This window comes from Leclercia sp. W17 (assembly GCF_003336325.1).
Taxonomy (GTDB): domain Bacteria; phylum Pseudomonadota; class Gammaproteobacteria; order Enterobacterales; family Enterobacteriaceae; genus Enterobacter.
The window spans coordinates 4,506,058-4,522,078 of sequence record NZ_CP031101.1; the positions used below are offsets into that span (position 1 = coordinate 4,506,058).

Below are 16,021 nucleotides of genomic sequence, written 5' to 3' on the forward strand. Positions count from 1 at the left end.
AGTTACCGAGATAGAGAGTGGGTCGAAAGATTACCATATTTTCTAATTCTAATGGAGGGAGCATGGCAACGCGTATTGAATTTCATAAACACGGCGGCCCGGATGTTCTTAGGGCGGTAGAGTTCACTCCCACCGCGCCTGGGGAGAACGAAGTCCAAGTCGAAAACAAAGCCATTGGTATTAACTACATCGACACCTACATCCGCAGCGGGCTCTATCCGCCCCCTGCTCTGCCGAGCGGTCTGGGTACCGAGGCGGCGGGCGTGGTGGTGAAAGTCGGTAGTACGGTAAAACATATTAAAGAGGGCGATCGCGTGGTGTATGCGCAATCGGCTCTCGGCGCCTACAGCTCGGTCCACAACGTCCCGGCAGATAAAGCAGCGATTCTGCCCGGCGCCATCTCCTATGAGCAGGCAGCCGCCTCCTTCCTGAAGGGGCTGACGGTCTTCTACCTGTTGCGCAAAACCTACGAAATCAAACCTGACGAACAGTTTCTGTTCCACGCTGCCGCCGGCGGTGTGGGCCTGATCGCCTGCCAGTGGGCAAAAGCGCTGGGGGCTAAACTCATCGGCACGGTGGGTAATGCGCAAAAGGCGCAGCGCGCGCTGCAGGCGGGCGCCTGGCAGGTGATTAACTACCGTGAAGAGAGCATTGTTGAGCGGGTGAAAGAGATCACCGGCGGCAAGAAGGTGCGTGTGGTGTATGACTCGGTGGGGAAAGATACCTGGGAAGCCTCGCTGGACTGCCTGCAACGTCGCGGCTTGATGGTTAGCTTCGGCAATGCTTCCGGCCCGGTGACCGGCGTTAACCTCGGCATTCTTAACCAGAAGGGGTCGCTGTTTGCCACCCGTCCTTCGCTGCAGGGCTATATCACCAACCATGACGAACTGGTCGAGGCCAGCAACGAACTGTTCTCGTTGATTGCCAGCGGCGTGATTAAGGTGGATGTGGCCGAGGCGCAGAAGTATCCGCTGAGTGATGCGCAACGCGCACATGAAGTGCTGGAGAGTCGGGCGACGCAGGGGTCGAGTTTGCTTATCCCTTGATAAAAAATTGGGCTTCCCGTGGGAAGCCCTTTTCTTTCTTTGCTTTTTTTAGTTCGGCTGTATGTAGGGTACAGCGCGATGAATTCTTTAACGGCGGTCATAGTGACAGATTCGATAACTAAATCCTATTCTGTTCTAAGTGATGATGCCGTAAAAGTTGCAAGGATGTGACGAACCGCTCAATACCTTAGTAACGAAAACGGTTATTGCGCTGATAGCGTGGGAGTTTTGGCGATTTAATCGCCCGTATTGCCCACACCACCGCCACGGCTAACAGCAACCACGGCAACAGTTTCAACATCAGGGCAAACAGTCCCCCGATAAACATCACGACTGTCGCAACCACCAGTGCGGCGATGATCCCCAGCAACGAGACGCCGGTTGCCAACAGCATGACAAAAAATCCAATCACAAAAAGTAGTTCCAGCATGGCTCTCTCCCAAATGCATCACAACGATACGCTGATGTGATATTTACAAGATCCGTGCCAAAAATAACCTATTGATATTGAAACAAAACGCCCGGCAATGCGGTGCCGGGCGTGGTGAATTTGACGAAGTTTTGGTGAAAATTATCGTTTGTCTGCCACCAGACGCAGCGCCTGCTCCAGCACCTCGATATCGGCACCCGCTTTATGGGCGTTTTCGCTCAGGTAACGACGCCACTGGCGCGCCCCCGGAATTCCCTGGAACAGCCCCAGCATATGACGGGTGATATGGCCCAGATAGGTGCCGTTGCTCAGCTCGCGCTCAATGTAAGGGTACATCGCCCGCACCACCGCCACCGGGTCACGATCGGCAACGTCCACACCAAAGATTTCGCGATCTACTGCCGCCAGCACGCCCGGGTTCTGGTACGCCTCACGGCCCACCATGACGCCGTCCATATGCTGCAGATGTGCTTTCGCCTCTTCAAGGGACTTGATGCCGCCGTTAATGGACATGGTCAGCTGCGGGAAATCGCGCTTCAACTGGTAAACACGTGGGTAATCCAGCGGCGGGATCTCGCGGTTCTCTTTCGGGCTCAGGCCAGAGAGCCAGGCTTTGCGGGCATGGATGATAAACATCTCGCACTCCCCCTTGCCAGCCACCGTGCCGATAAAATCACAGAGAAATTCGTAGCTGTCCTGATCGTCGATGCCGATACGGGTTTTTACCGTCACCGGAATGGAGACTACGTCGCGCATCGCTTTCACGCAGTCGGCCACCAGCTGCGCATTACCCATCAGGCAGGCGCCGAACATGCCATTCTGCACGCGATCGGAAGGACAGCCGACGTTGAGGTTAATCTCGTCGTAGCCACGCGCCTCAGCCAGCTTCGCGCAGTGCGCCAGCGCCGCCGGATCGCTGCCGCCCAGCTGTAACGCCACCGGATGCTCCTCTTCGCTGTAGGCGAGATAGTCACCCTTGCCGTGAATGATCGCCCCGGTGGTCACCATCTCCGTATAGAGCAGGGTGTGGCGCGACAGCAGACGCAGGAAGTAGCGGCAATGTCTGTCTGTCCAGTCGAGCATCGGCGCGATGGAAAAACGGTGGGCAGGATAGCGGGACGAGTTTTCTGACGACATGGCGAAGTTTTAAGCATCTGGTGAAAATGGGGCGCTACTATAGCACATATTCGCCGGAGGCCGAGCGCCTCCGGATGCCTTCAGAAGGTCAGGCTCAACTGGGCCCCGGCTCCCCAGGTTTCATCTTCCCCGTAAATACCGGTCAAATCGATATGCACGGTATTAAACGGCGCAAAGCCTAACCCGCCCGTGAAGACGTTGCTGTCGTTGCCCCTCACATCACCGCGAAAGCCTGCGCGCACCGCCAGCCAGCTCAGAGGAGTCACTTCTGCCCCCACGCCGACATACTGCGCGTCTTCTTCGCTCTTAAAGCCGCGGCTTTCGGTCAGATCGCCATCGGCGCTGAGGGTAAGCAGGCCGGTATGCCAGGCGACACCCGCCGTGACCAGCGGGCGGATCTGGTATGTGTCCTGATAGCTCACTACTTGCCCGGTACGCCCGTTGAGAATGCGGATGTCGTTGGTATCAATATCACGTGATAAGAGGTTCTGCCCGCTCAAGCCCACCGTCCAGTTCTCACCAAAGTCCACCGCGACGCCGACATCAACGTTAAAACTGGTATCGTCGTTACGGTAGCGGCTGCTGTTAAAGTCGCCGCTGTCGTAGGTATAAATGGAGGTGGTGTAGTTATAGAGCCAGGTTTGCTGTAATTTCGGCGTGACGCCCACCGAAACCGGCAGGCCGCTTACCGTAAACTGACGGGCAATCGCCAAGCCATAGTCGGAGACGATAGCCCCTCTGCCCATGGCAACAGAGTTAAGATTGCGGGTAATCACGTCACTGCCGTTGCGCGCCGCGCTCAGCGCCATCTGGTTGGTCATTCCCGGGCTACCCTGCAATCGGCGTAAAAAATCGATGTCCTGAGGATCGATTTCTGAGCTGATGCGGGCATGAGCATTAGCTTTGGCGACAAACGCCAGCGACAAGCCGGAACCCGGGATGCTCACGGCTATCCCACCGCCGGCGTTGGCATGCGCCGTTTTGCCATCAAGAAATTCCAGCTGATCGGCAAGGTTGCCGGCGGCTCTCTGCAGCTCACTGAGCGTGCCTTGCGGATCGGCGGCGATCTGCGCCACGGTCAGATCGTCGATCATCTGCCGATCGTCGGTGATCTCATCGCTGATTTCATCGATCTTATCCTGCAAATTGTCTTTATCGCTAATTTGCGCTCCCACGGAGGGGAAAATGATGGCGACATCATCCTCTTCTTTTGATTTAGCCAACAGCGCCGGGTTAATTAACACCCCGCTGCCATAATGGGCCGATGCAACGCCTGTTCCGCCCATTGCATCGCCGCGTGCTTCCGTCCAGGTATTTGCGGCTCCAGCCTGATGAGACAAAAGAATACCGGTGGCAATTCCAGCCACAGAAAGTTTGAGTTTTATTTTCACAGGACACCTGACTTATTTTGGGTAAATTAACCCCGGCGGCTATACGCCGCGCAGGGAAATACGTCCTCTGTGAAAAAAGTATTAGAAGCTAAATATGTCTTAAACTTTAGTATTAGATAAGCTATTGATTTACTTATGTCTTTAAATAGGTATAGAACAAGAATTTATTTTCGCCCGGGTTTTCCATCATGCGGACCAAAAAATTGTGGCGGGTGATCGATCCAGCGATCTTCGCGGGTGGCGGCATATACTGCATTTAGCGGATAATAAATTCGGTTATATTTTTTATTGGCTTCGCCCACCACTAATAACCGCACTTCTTCAGTGGTGTTATTAATAAAGGTGTGGCAGACACCCGTCCCGGCCGGAAATCCTACGCTGTCTCCCGGCTCCAGCTTCCATAAATACCCGTTGATCCAGGCTTCAGGATAGCCCTCCAGCACATAGATAAATTCCTCTTCATCGCTTTCGGCATGTGGATAAGAGGTACGACGCCCAGGCGGCAGGCGTTCATGGTGAATACCGAGGCGGCCTAAGCCAAGCGCTCGAGCCAGGGGCGCGCCAATGGAGAAACGCTCTGTGCTGTCGGGATAGGTTGAGTTATCGGCCCCTTCTACCTCACGCCAGTGTCGAATACAGTCCGGTCTTTTCATCTTTTAGTCCCCCGTGGTTTTTCGTCAGGGTAGCACACCTGCTGGATCTCGGCGTTTAGGCCAGAACATGGTAAACTGGCGGTTTGTTATTCCACGTCATTCGAGGTGCAAAATGGAAACGACCACAATGCAGGCACTGTTAGCGCAAGCCGAAAAGCTGTGCGCGCAACGCAATGTGCGCCTGACTCCGCAGCGCCTTGAAGTGTTGCGCCTGCTGAGCCTGCAAAATGGGGCCATCAGCGCTTACGACCTGCTCGATCTGCTGCGCGAAAGCGAACCGCAGGCAAAGCCCCCTACCGTATACCGGGCGCTCGATTTTCTGCTTGAGCAGGGTTTTGTGCATAAAGTGGAATCGACCAACAGCTATGTGCTGTGCCACCTGTTTGATCAGCCTACCCACACCTCAGCGATGTTTATCTGCGATCGCTGCGGCAGCGTGAAGGAAGAAGGTGCGGAAGGGGTAGAAGACATCATGCATACTCTGGCGGCGAAAATGGGATTTGCCCTGCGTCACAATGTGATTGAAGCGCACGGCCTGTGCCGCAACTGCGTGGAAGTCGAGGCCTGCCGCCATCAGGAAAATTGCCAGCATGACCACTCTATCCAGCTGAAAAAGAAGCCGCGCTGAGCACAAAAAAAGGGGCGACCTGAAGGTCGCCCTGGGTGCACATCCCTGTACCTGCGGGTAGAGCTGAATTACCAGCGATAGTTGTTACGGGTTTCCCAGTCACCAACTTCTTTCTCCGCCTGGTCTTTCTCATAACCATAGCGTTCCTGAATTTTCCCCACCAGCTGGTCACGTTTACCTTCGATAACGGTCATGTCATCGTCAGTCAGGTCGCCCCACTGTTCTTTTACTTTACCTTTGATCTGTTTCCAGTTACCGCCGACTTGGTCTTTATTCATCATCGATTCCTCTTCGCTCGGTCGTTAAGGATAAGTTCGTCCTGAAATACATTTCGTGCTGGACGTGATAATAATTATAGATAAGCGTGCGGCGTTGGGTTTGTTATTCGGAATCTTTTACCATTCAGTAAGGTGAAGCCGTTATTGAAACCAGGTACCGTTGCGCCAGTGCCGGTGCCAGATCCAGCCCAGAGAGAGCCCCCGCAGGGCCAGGAACACGCTCAGGGCCAGCCACAGGCCATGATTCCCCAGCCAGGGCAAGGTGAACAGCGTCAGACCAAACCCGGCGGCCGCGACGGCCATACTGTTGCGCATCTCTGCGCCACGGGTTGCGCCGATAAACATGCCGTCGAGCAAATAGCACCAGACCCCCACCACCGGCAAAATCACCTGCCAGACAAGATAATGGCTCGCCAGCGTACGCAGCTCTGGCAGCGAAGTCAGCAGCGCCACGATCGGGTTGCCCGCCAGGGCATAGACAAGCGCGAAGGCCAGCGCCACCATGCCAGACTGACGGCAGGCTGCCCGCCATACTTCACGCAGCTGGCCGCTTTCCCGGGCGCCATAGGCCTGCCCGGAGTGCGCCTCAACCGCATAGGCAAAACCATCCAGCGCGTAGGCAGTAAAGGTGAGTAGCGTCATCAGCACGGCGTTAACGGCGATAATCTCCGGCCCCAAACGCGCGCCCAGCACCGTCAGCGCGCCGAAACAGAGTTGCAGCAGCAGCGAGCGCAGCATAATGTCCCGGTTCAGGGCCAGCAGCTTGCGGATATTGCCCCGCCAGCTCGCTTTCAGCAGCGCCAGGGAAATGCCGCGCAGAGCCAGCACCCGCCAGACCATCCAGAAGCCGAGCAACAGGGTGGCGTATTCGGCGACAGCGGTCGCGAGAGCGGCCCCCTGCACGTTCATTTTCAGCCCGATCACCAGCCATAGATCCAGCACGATATTGAGCAAGTTACCCACCACCAGCAGGATCACCGGTGCCCGGGCATACTGCACCCCCAGCAGCCAGCCGAGCAGCACCAGGTTAGCCAGCGATGCCGGGGCGCTAAGCCAGCGGATCTCAAGGAAGCGCCGCGCCTGATGCAGCACATCCTCACTGCCGCCCACGATATGCAGCGCCAGATCGATAAGCGGTGTGCGCAGCAGCACAATCAGTAACCCGGCGCCGAGCGCGAGGATCAGCGGTTGCACCAGTGCCCGGGCCAGACGCAGCGGATCTTTCGCGCCATAGGCCTGAGCGGTGAGACCGGTGGTGCTCATGCGTAAAAAGAGCAGCAGCATAAACAGGAAGCTGGTTGCCGTGGCGCCGATGGCGACACCGCCCAGATAGACCGGAGAGTCGAGATGGCCGATAACGGCGGTATCCACCAGCCCCAGCAGCGGGACGCTGATATTGGAGACGATCATCGGGAGGGCAAGACGCCACAACGCCTTGTCTGAAGCAGTCAGCAGAGACATGTGTATGACCGGGAGAAAAAAGAAAAGCAGACTGCGGCGTTGCCGCAGTCTGTCAGAAAGAGGTTATAACCATTCACCGTTGCGGATGACGCCTACCGCCAGCCCTTCGATGGAAAAGTTATGTTCACGCAGATCGACAACAATCGGGGAAAACTCGCTGTTTTCCGGCAGCAGCTGTACCGTGTTGCCCTGTTTCTTCAGGCGTTTAACGGTCACTTCGTCATCTATGCGCGCCACAACGACCTGGCCGTTGCGCACATCCTGCGTTTTATGTACCGCCAGCAGATCGCCGTCGAGAATGCCGATATCCTTCATGGACATCCCGCTGACGCGCAGCAAGAAGTCCGCGCTCGGTTTGAACATGCCCGGATCGACCTGATAGTGGCCTTCAATATGCTGTTGCGCCAGCAGCGGTTCCCCGGCGGCGACACGACCGACAAGTGGAAGGCCCTCTTCTGCTTCAACCAGCAGACGAATACCACGAGACGCGCCGGAGACAATCTCAAGCACACCCTTACGCGCCAGGGCTTTCAGGTGCTCTTCAGCGGCGTTTGGAGAACGGAAGCCCAGACGCTGCGCGATTTCTGCACGCGTCGGCGGCATACCCGTCTGGCCGATATGATCCCGAATGAGATCAAACACCTCTTGCTGCCTGGTCGTTAACGCTTTCATTCCGCCCCCTGGGTGTATATACAGTTATGCTGTGAGTATATACAGCTAAAGGCGATTTTGGAACCACAAACCGCATAAAAAACCAGAGACTTGTTCGGTTTCTGAAGGCTTATCGCAAATGTCCCCAAAGCAGCGTGACCCAGGTAAACAGGGCAACGATAATCGCCATCAGCACAGCGGCAGAGCCCATATCTTTCGCCCGGCCCGAAAGCTCATGGAAGTCGCTGCCAATGCGGTCGACCACCGCCTCGATCGCACTGTTCAGAATTTCGACTATCATCACCAACATTACCGATCCAATCAGGAGTACACGGGTGATGGGATCAACATCCAGCCAGCAGGCAATAATAATCGCCGCGATGACTGCTACCCCCTCCTGGCGAAAAGCGGCTTCATTGATCCAGGCAGCACGAATGCCTTTCCAGGAATAGCCGGCAGCTTTAATGATTCGGGTTAACCCAGTGGTATTGTTGGCCATTAAAAGAAACCTTTCTTCGAAAATAGCGTCAGAAACGGTGGCTTAAGCGCGCTGCGCTGCCGCCGGAAGTATGACGGGTAACAACAGAAATTTTGCGCGCTTTCTGTTATCCTTGCGCCGCAATTGCATTTTTAACCAGAGGCTTTACATCGTTTATGTCTGGCTGGCCACGAATTTACTACAAATTACTTAATTTACCATTAAGCGTCCTGGTAAAAAGCAAGTCTATTCCGGCGGTTCCCACGCTGGAATTGGGACTCGATACCTCGCGTCCTATTATGTACGTTTTGCCTTACAACTCGAAGGCCGACTTGCTGACGCTGCGCGCCCAGTGCCTGGCGCACGATCTCCCGGATCCGCTGGAACCGCTGGAGATCGACGGCACCCAACTGCCACGCTACATCTTTATCCACGGCGGACCTCGCGTATTCACCTGGTACACGCCGAAAGAAGAGTCCATTAAGCTGTTCCATGATTACCTCGACCTGCACCGCAGCAATCCGCTGCTGGATGTGCAGATGGTGCCGGTATCGGTGATGTTTGGCCGTCGTCCGGGGCGCGATAAAGGCGAAGAGAACCCGCCGTTGCGCATGCTCAACGGGGTGCAAAAGTTTTTTGCCGTAAACTGGCTGGGCCGCGACAGCTTTGTCCGTTTTTCACCGTCCGTTTCCCTGCGCCGCATGGCCGATGAACACGGCACGGATAAAACCATCGCCCAGAAGCTGGCCCGCGTGGCGCGCATGCACTTTGCCCGCCAGCGTCTGGCTGCGGTAGGCCCGCGCCTGCCTGCTCGCCAGGATCTGTTCAATAAGCTGCTGGCGTCGAAAGCCATTGCCCGTGCCGTCGAAGACGAAGCGCGCAGCAAAAAGATCTCCCATGAGAAGGCGCAGCAAAACGCCATCGCCCTGATGGAAGAGATTGCCGCCAACTTCTCCTACGAGATGATCCGCCTCAGCGACCGTATCCTGAGCTTCACCTGGAACCGTCTCTATCAGGGAATTAACGTGCACAACGCCGAGCGTGTGCGCCAGCTGGCCCATGACGGCCATGAAATTGTCTACGTGCCCTGCCACCGTAGCCACATGGACTACCTGCTGCTCTCGTACGTGCTCTATCACCAGGGGCTGGTGCCACCGCACATTGCGGCGGGCATTAACCTCAACTTCTGGCCGGCAGGGCCGATCTTCCGCCGTCTGGGTGCGTTCTTTATTCGCCGTACCTTTAAAGGCAACAAGCTCTACTCCACCGTGTTCCGTGAGTATCTGGGCGAGCTGTTCAGCCGCGGCTATTCCGTCGAGTACTTTGTGGAGGGTGGCCGTTCCCGTACCGGGCGTCTTCTCGATCCGAAGACCGGCACCCTGTCGATGACCATCCAGGCGATGCTGCGCGGCGGTACGCGTCCTATCACCCTGGTGCCGATCTACATCGGTTACGAGCACGTGATGGAAGTGGGGACCTACGCCAAAGAGCTGCGCGGCGCCACCAAAGAGAAAGAGAGCCTGCTGCAGATGCTGCGTGGTCTGAGCAAGCTGCGCAACCTCGGCCAGGGGTATGTTAACTTCGGCGAGCCGATGCCGCTGATGACCTACCTCAACCACCGTGTACCGGAGTGGCGTGAGTCCATCGATCCGATCGAAGCGGTGCGTCCGGCCTGGCTGACGCCGACGGTGAACGCCATTGCTGCCGATCTGATGGTGCGCATTAACAACGCCGGGGCGGCGAACGCCATGAACCTGTGCTGTACCGCCCTGCTTGCTTCGCGCCAGCGCTCGCTCACCCGCGAGCAGTTGACCGAGCAGATCGACTGCTACCTGAACCTGATGCGCAACGTGCCCTACGCCGCCGATGCCACGGTGCCGACGGCCAGCGCCAGCGAGCTCATCGATCACGCATTGCAGATGAACAAGTTCGAGGTCGAGAAAGACACAATCGGCGATATCATCATTCTACCGCGCGAGCAGGCGGTGCTGATGACCTACTACCGCAACAACATCGCGCATATGCTGATGCTGCCGTCACTGATGGCCGCCATCGTGACCCAGCATCGCCAGATCAGCCGTCAGGCGCTGCTGGAGCATGTCACTGCCCTCTACCCGATGCTGAAAGCCGAGCTGTTCCTGCGCTGGAACAGCGACGAGCTGGCTGAAGTGCTGGATAAGCACACTGAAGAGCTGGTCCGCCAGGGGCTGATGACGCAGAAAGAGGACGTTCTGGTGATCAACCCGTCCCGCTCACGTACGCTACAGCTGCTGGCGGCGGGTGCGCGCGAGACCGTACAGCGCTACGCCATCACCTTCTGGCTGCTGAGTGCTAACCCGTCAATCAACCGCGGTACGCTGGAGAAAGAGAGCCGTACCCTGGCTCAGCGTCTGTCGATGCTGCACGGCATCAACGCACCGGAGTTCTTCGACAAGGCGGTCTTCAGTTCGCTGGTGTTGACGCTGCGTGATGAGGGTTATATCAGTGACAGCGGTGATGCCGAGCCGGAAGAGACGATGAAGGTTTACCAGATGCTGGCAGAGCTGATCACCTCTGACGTGCGCTTAACGATTGAGAGCGCGACGCAGGGCGAGTAATGCGTAAAAAAGCCGGGTGACGCTAACGCTTACCCGGCCTACATATTCGGCCAAATCGTAGGCCGGGTAAGGCGAAGCCGCCACCCGGCTTTTTTTATGCCCAATAGCTAATCGCTAACCCGACAAACAACACCAGACCAACGTAGTTATTGTTCAGAAACGCTTTAAAACAGGCCTCGCGCTCACGGTTGGCAATAAGCTTTTGCTGGTAGATAAAGAGCACGCCCGCCGCCGCGACCGCCGCATAAAATGCGCCGTTCAACTGGTTCAGGTAACCAATTGCCATCATCAGCGCCAGCACCGCGACTTGCAAAATCCCGATGATTAGCTTGTCCTGACGACCAAACAGAATGGCCGTCGATTTAATGCCAATCTTCAGATCATCGTCGCGGTCAACCATCGCGTACTGGGTGTCGTAGGCCACCGCCCAGAGGATATTGGCCAGGAACATCAGCCAGCAGCTCAGCGGCACGCTTTCGCTGACGGCGGCAAAGGCCATGGGGATCGACCAGCCAAACGCGGCGCCCAGTACCACCTGCGGCAGATGGGTGTAGCGCTTCATAAACGGGTAGACCCAGGCCAAGGCCAGCGCTGCCACGGAGAGCAGGATGGTCATGGTGTTGAGGGTCAACACCAGCAGGAACGAGAGCAGGATCAGCACCACAAACAGCGTCCGCGCCTCTTTCTCTGTGACATCGCCGCTCGGCAGCGGACGATTCGCGGTGCGTTTCACGTGGCCGTCAAATTTGCGATCGGCATAATCGTTAACCACACAGCCCGCGGCTCGCATCAGCCAGACACCCGCCACAAATACCGCCAGGATCCACAGCGGCGGCAGCCCGGGTGTCGCAACCCACAGCGCCCACAGGGTCGGCCACAGCAACAGCAGCGCACCGATCGGCTTATCCGTTCGCATCAGCCGGTGGTACGCCAGCAGCTTGTTCTGCGTCAGACTCCTCTCCATTTTCTCTTCCTCTTAGTACAACGGTGACGCCGGTAAAAACAGCTCGGTCAGCAGTAAGGGTTTGCCGCTCAAGCGCAAGCGGGAACGGCGTCCCCATAATCCGGCATCGCGTCCAATTTCAATAAAATCACGGGTCAGCTCGGAGGAGGTGAACAGATAGCGCCCCAGTGGGGTTTTGCCCATCTGCTGCAGCGCCATCTCCGGCCCGGTAAGGGTGGATTCTGGCACCACCGTGCGCCCGGCCAGCCACGGCTCGCCGTCGGCGCAGAGCAGGATCTCCCGCAGCCAGTAGCGCGCCTCTTTCGGCAGCAGCGGCAGTTCATCCGCTATTGCGTCAGGCGTGACGAATCCCTCCTGAATGAGGGTGACGGTGACCTTTTTGCCCTGCTGCTCAAAACGTTTAGTCATGGAATCTTCCAGCAGCAGCCAGTCGAGCTGCTCCGGTTCCAGGGCAGGGATTTCGTCAAAATAGCGCAGCGCACGCAGTTGCGTTAGCGCGGGGTGTGACATGCCAGACTCTCCGATACATAACGTAAAGCTATTGTATCGCAGAAACGCGCAATGCGGGCGGGCAAACGTGAGTTAGCGAACATTATCGCAACAGAGATGCAACAGCGGTGTAAATCACAAAAAAAGTGCGCCCGTAGGGGCGCACCAAACTACTGACAAAATCAGCATTGTGGGGAGACGGTCACCCCTTGCCTTTTACACTGCTGATAAAGGTGGAACGGGCAGTGGTCGAGCCTAAACGCTCTGCTTCATCCAACAGTTTCAGCGCTTTGTCGACATCACCTTTTGCGACTGCCTGCTTAATGGCCTGATTAAAGTAGGCTTCGGTATCGGTCAGTACCGGCTCGCTCTTCTTCGCCGGGGCCGGGGCAACGGCTGGCGCAGCAGCCGGAGCCGCAGCAGGTGCAACCGCTGGCGCAGCATAGACCGGTGCCGCGGTATTGCCTACGGTGACCGGGCCAGGGCCGGAGGAGCCAAACAGCGGGCCGACCAGCACGCTGGAGGTGCTGTTAGTGGAGACTTTCAGCTTCAGCTGGCCATCCGTCACGTGACGGGCAATCGGGTCTGGAATATCCGGTACGGCGTTGCCGGTGCCTTTGGCATAGGCTTTCGCCGGATCAATCAGTTTGGTGGTTTGCTGCAGATCTTTGTCGGTGGTAAAGACCAGGACGTACAGTTTCTGCTGACCCAGGGCTGGCGTCAGGCGCATAACCCCTTCCAGACGATCGGCGCTCATCACGCCCGGCTCCTGGTAGGTGAAGTATTCGCTTGGGAAGTAGGCAGATGGCGTCAGGTTCTGATCCAGAATCAGCACGTTCGGTGCAAATACGCTGGTCTGTTTATCTACCACGCTTGTCAGCGTCAGGGTGATTTCGCCGATATTAGCTGGCACACTGTACGCTGCCACCGGGCCGGCGATGCCCGCCACGTTTAAGGTCTGGCCGCCGGCAGAAAGCTGGGTGGTCTGGGCTTTGGACTGATCGACAGGCGTCCAGACCAGCTGTTGCAGCGCGGCTGCCGGAACCGCAGGCGCAGCGCTGGTGTTTTGTGGGACGAAATTGACGTTTGCAAGCGTGATGGCTGGAGCTCCTGCCAGCAGACCTGCGGAGAGGCACAGCGCGACGAGACTTTTTTTCATTTTCATTATGTTTACCTCAGATTGCGTTAGCACTGCGGTGGCCAGGCAATAGCGCGCAGCACCCTATGAAGAGAGGGGCTTGCGCCCCTCTTTTAGGTCAATACATCAGGTGTTACGACTTACCACCAGATTTCCATCTGGGCACCGAAGGTCCACTCATCGTTGTCGCCACGGCTGAAGGTTTTCGCGGAGGTGTCGTTGTACGCTACGCCAGAGGTGTAACCTGCATCGCCATTGTTCGCGTAACCCCATTTCTCATCCCACTTGGCGTAGGTTGCGAAGACGCGGATAGCCGGACGAGACCAGATGCTGTCGCCAGCCTGCCACTGTTGGGCCAGGGTGATTTTGTACTGGCTGTTGGTGTCGTCAGTTTTCTGAGATTTGACGTTGTCGTAGCCCACTTCCAGCAGGGTGGACATGATTGGCGTCCATTTGAACATCGGACGAACACCGACGGTCCACCACTCGGTACCGTTGTTGTTGTCCAGGTCGATGTTCTGGTACATACCGACGTACATCAGATCCCACTGGTCAGCCAGGGTGACAGCACCGTGGTCAAGAACGCGGATCATGGAGCCGTCGTTGTTCAGGCTCGCACCCTGCGGAATACCTTTACCGTTAGAAGTCATGGAGTCTGTTGCGTACTGAACAACAAACTTGTTAAAGCCTTTCAGCATGCTCTGGGTGTGTTCAGCGGTGAACATCCAGCCATCTTTAGAGGCGCCAGGCTGCAGGTAGTAGTCGTCAGGAATGTTGGTGTGACCGTAGTCAACGCCCAGCTCCAGCGTACCGCCTGGGTTGATTTCCATACCGGCTAAACGAACGTCAAAGACATCGTTTGGTACGATATTGTCGTAAATACGGTCGCCATTTGCATCGAAGTCGGCAAATGCAGAAGAGCCGCCGGACTCAGAAGAACGGGTCGCTGCCAGAGAGAGTTTACCGAAGCCCAGATCGATGTTTTCGATACCTGCACCAGGACCGGAGATATCCCAGTAGTAGAAGTCGATCATGTGAACGTCATGACGCTGATAGAAGCGCTTACCGGCCCAGATAGTGGAACCTGGCAGCCATTCAATCAGATTTTTACCCTGCACGTTAGCTTCGCGGAAGGCCGGGCTGGTTGATTCCCAGTCGTTCTGTTGAGAAACAGAGTAGGCTACGTTGGTGTCGAAGTAGAAGCTCTTGTCGCCCTCTTTCCACACTTCCTGACCCAGTTTCAGTTCGGCATAGGTTTCACATTCGTTACCAAGACGGTATTTGCTCTGTGCACCTGTTGCCTGGAAACACTGTTGTTCGCCACCACTCCCGGTCCAGCCAATGCCAGAACGAGCATAACCTTTGAAGTCTACAGCGCCGGCCTGGGCAGACATGATGCCTGCCGCAATGGCGAGTGCCAGAGGGACTTTGCGCAGAGTAATCATTATTCTATCTCCTGAGATCATTGCTTTTCTTTGAACACTTCACCTGATGGTTTCGTGCTTATTATTGGGATTGCTTAAACGCCGGGCTCTTGATGCAGCCGACGACATGCGGTGCCATCCTCACGGAACAGATGGCAGCGCTCTGGCGGCAAGCCGATAGCGAATGTGGCACCCTCTTTTACCAACACCACGTCGTTCTGGCGGTAGACCAGGTTCTGACGAATGGCTGGGATCTGGATATGAATCTGTGTTTCGTGACCTAACTGCTCAACCACCTGAACCTCGCCCTCCAGGGTCACATCAGCGATGTGGCTTGGCAGCAGATGTTCAGGACGGATCCCGAGGGACATGTTGGCCCCCACGTTGACGTTTACGCTGTCTACCGGCAGCCACACCTGCTGGCGGTTCGGCAGCTCAACCTGAACCTGATCGATGGCAGTAGCGGTGACTTTTACCGGCAGGAAGTTCATCTTTGGCGAGCCAATAAAGCCCGCAACAAAGCGGTCTGCCGGGTAGTGATAGAGCTCCAACGGTTTACCCACCTGCGCCACGCGACCGGCATCCAGCACCACAATCTTGTCGGCGAGGGTCATTGCTTCGACCTGATCGTGGGTGACATAAATCATGGTGCGACCAAGACGCTTGTGCAGACGGGAAATCTCGATACGCATCTGCACGCGCAGCGCGGCGTCGAGGTTCGACAGCGGCTCATCGAGCAGGAACACGCGCGGCTCTGCCACCAGCGTACGGCCAATCGCCACACGCTGGCGCTGACCACCGGATAGGGCCTTCGGCTTACGGTCCAGCAGATGCGCCAGCTGCAACACTTCAGCAACCTGGGTCACGCGCTGGTTGATGGTCTCTTTTTTGGCGCCCGCCAGCTTGAGACCGAACGACATGTTCTCGGCAACGGAGAGGTGGGGATAAAGCGCATAGGACTGGAAGACCATCCCGACGCCGCGCTCCGCAGGCGGAATATCGTTCATGCGGGTATCGCCAATCATCAGATCGCCGCTGGTGATGGTTTCCAGACCGGCAATCATACGCAGCAGCGTAGATTTACCGCAGCCTGACGGGCCAACAAAAACCACGAATTCACCTTCCTGGATATCGAGGTTGATATCTTTCGATACCACCACGTCACCCCAGGCTTTCGTTACGTTACGCAGTTCTACGCTCGCCATGCCCTACTCCCTTCGTTACAGCCTGTCATCAACAGAAACATTCAATATGGG

At 56.6% G+C, this 16,021-nt stretch carries 16 protein-coding genes; 3 read left to right on the plus strand and 13 right to left on the minus strand.

Going from position 1 to position 16,021, the window contains the following annotated elements; translation table 11 throughout:
• The first annotated feature begins 62 nt into the window (after nt 1–62).
• Nucleotides 63–1,046 carry a quinone oxidoreductase gene (locus tag DVA44_RS22325; protein WP_114388186.1) on the plus strand — a complete coding sequence of 328 codons (984 nt, stop codon included), beginning with the start codon at nt 63–65 and terminating at the stop codon, nt 1,044–1,046.
• A 187-nt stretch (nt 1,047–1,233) separates the two neighbouring features.
• Here DVA44_RS22325 and pspG read toward each other — a convergent pair whose 3' ends face one another.
• From pspG to DVA44_RS22345, 4 genes are all read right to left on the minus strand, one after another.
• Nucleotides 1,234–1,476, minus strand: a complete 243-nt coding sequence (pspG, locus tag DVA44_RS22330) for an envelope stress response protein PspG (protein ID WP_039031939.1) — start codon at nt 1,474–1,476, stop codon at nt 1,234–1,236.
• A gap of 141 nt (nt 1,477–1,617) precedes the next feature.
• On the minus strand, nt 1,618–2,613 hold the full coding sequence (gene dusA / locus DVA44_RS22335; RefSeq protein ID WP_114388188.1) for a tRNA dihydrouridine(20/20a) synthase DusA: 996 nt from the start codon (nt 2,611–2,613) through the stop codon (nt 1,618–1,620).
• 80 nt (nt 2,614–2,693) lie between these two features.
• Nucleotides 2,694–4,004: a conjugal transfer protein TraF gene (locus tag DVA44_RS22340; RefSeq protein ID WP_114388189.1), complete on the minus strand. Its 1,311-nt coding sequence runs from the start codon at nt 4,002–4,004 to the stop codon at nt 2,694–2,696.
• 164 nt (nt 4,005–4,168) lie between these two features.
• Complete coding sequence (locus DVA44_RS22345; RefSeq protein ID WP_114388191.1) at nt 4,169–4,657, minus strand: cupin domain-containing protein; 489 nt, start codon at nt 4,655–4,657, stop codon at nt 4,169–4,171.
• A gap of 112 nt (nt 4,658–4,769) precedes the next feature.
• On the opposite strand from DVA44_RS22345, the gene zur reads away from it, so the two are divergent.
• Complete coding sequence (zur, locus tag DVA44_RS22350) at nt 4,770–5,285, plus strand: zinc uptake transcriptional repressor Zur (RefSeq protein ID WP_039031935.1); 516 nt, start codon at nt 4,770–4,772, stop codon at nt 5,283–5,285.
• A gap of 68 nt (nt 5,286–5,353) precedes the next feature.
• Here zur and DVA44_RS22355 read toward each other — a convergent pair whose 3' ends face one another.
• From DVA44_RS22355 to DVA44_RS22370, 4 genes are all read right to left on the minus strand, one after another.
• Entirely contained in the window at nt 5,354–5,563 is a 210-nt protein-coding gene (locus DVA44_RS22355) for a CsbD family protein (RefSeq protein WP_103177846.1), read from the minus strand.
• 141 nt (nt 5,564–5,704) lie between these two features.
• Nucleotides 5,705–7,024, minus strand: coding sequence for an MATE family efflux transporter DinF (dinF, locus tag DVA44_RS22360; RefSeq protein ID WP_114388192.1), 1,320 nt, complete (start codon nt 7,022–7,024; stop codon nt 5,705–5,707).
• A 63-nt stretch (nt 7,025–7,087) separates the two neighbouring features.
• Nucleotides 7,088–7,696, minus strand: a complete 609-nt coding sequence (gene lexA / locus DVA44_RS22365) for a transcriptional repressor LexA (RefSeq protein WP_103825393.1) — start codon at nt 7,694–7,696, stop codon at nt 7,088–7,090.
• A 109-nt stretch (nt 7,697–7,805) separates the two neighbouring features.
• Nucleotides 7,806–8,174 carry a diacylglycerol kinase gene (locus tag DVA44_RS22370; RefSeq protein ID WP_103177843.1) on the minus strand — a complete coding sequence of 123 codons (369 nt, stop codon included), beginning with the start codon at nt 8,172–8,174 and terminating at the stop codon, nt 7,806–7,808.
• A 155-nt stretch (nt 8,175–8,329) separates the two neighbouring features.
• On the opposite strand from DVA44_RS22370, the gene plsB reads away from it, so the two are divergent.
• Nucleotides 8,330–10,750 (plus strand): glycerol-3-phosphate 1-O-acyltransferase PlsB, encoded by a 2,421-nt coding sequence (gene plsB, locus DVA44_RS22375; protein ID WP_103177842.1) that lies wholly within the window; start codon nt 8,330–8,332, stop codon nt 10,748–10,750.
• 94 nt (nt 10,751–10,844) lie between these two features.
• On the opposite strand, the gene ubiA is transcribed toward plsB, so the two are convergent.
• The 5 genes from ubiA to malK form a co-directional block, all read right to left on the minus strand.
• Nucleotides 10,845–11,714, minus strand: a complete 870-nt coding sequence (ubiA, locus tag DVA44_RS22380) for a 4-hydroxybenzoate octaprenyltransferase (RefSeq protein ID WP_114388193.1) — start codon at nt 11,712–11,714, stop codon at nt 10,845–10,847.
• A 12-nt stretch (nt 11,715–11,726) separates the two neighbouring features.
• Complete coding sequence (ubiC, locus tag DVA44_RS22385) at nt 11,727–12,224, minus strand: chorismate lyase (RefSeq protein ID WP_114316159.1); 498 nt, start codon at nt 12,222–12,224, stop codon at nt 11,727–11,729.
• A gap of 181 nt (nt 12,225–12,405) precedes the next feature.
• Nucleotides 12,406–13,368 (minus strand): maltose operon protein MalM, encoded by a 963-nt coding sequence (gene malM / locus DVA44_RS22390; protein ID WP_114388195.1) that lies wholly within the window; start codon nt 13,366–13,368, stop codon nt 12,406–12,408.
• A gap of 113 nt (nt 13,369–13,481) precedes the next feature.
• The gene (locus DVA44_RS22395) at nt 13,482–14,789 is read right to left on the minus strand and encodes a maltoporin (RefSeq protein ID WP_114388467.1); all 1,308 of its coding nucleotides are present in this window, start codon (nt 14,787–14,789) and stop codon (nt 13,482–13,484) included.
• A gap of 71 nt (nt 14,790–14,860) precedes the next feature.
• On the minus strand, nt 14,861–15,970 hold the full coding sequence (malK, locus tag DVA44_RS22400; protein ID WP_103825387.1) for a maltose/maltodextrin ABC transporter ATP-binding protein MalK: 1,110 nt from the start codon (nt 15,968–15,970) through the stop codon (nt 14,861–14,863).
• Between the last annotated feature and the right edge of the window lie 51 nt (nt 15,971–16,021).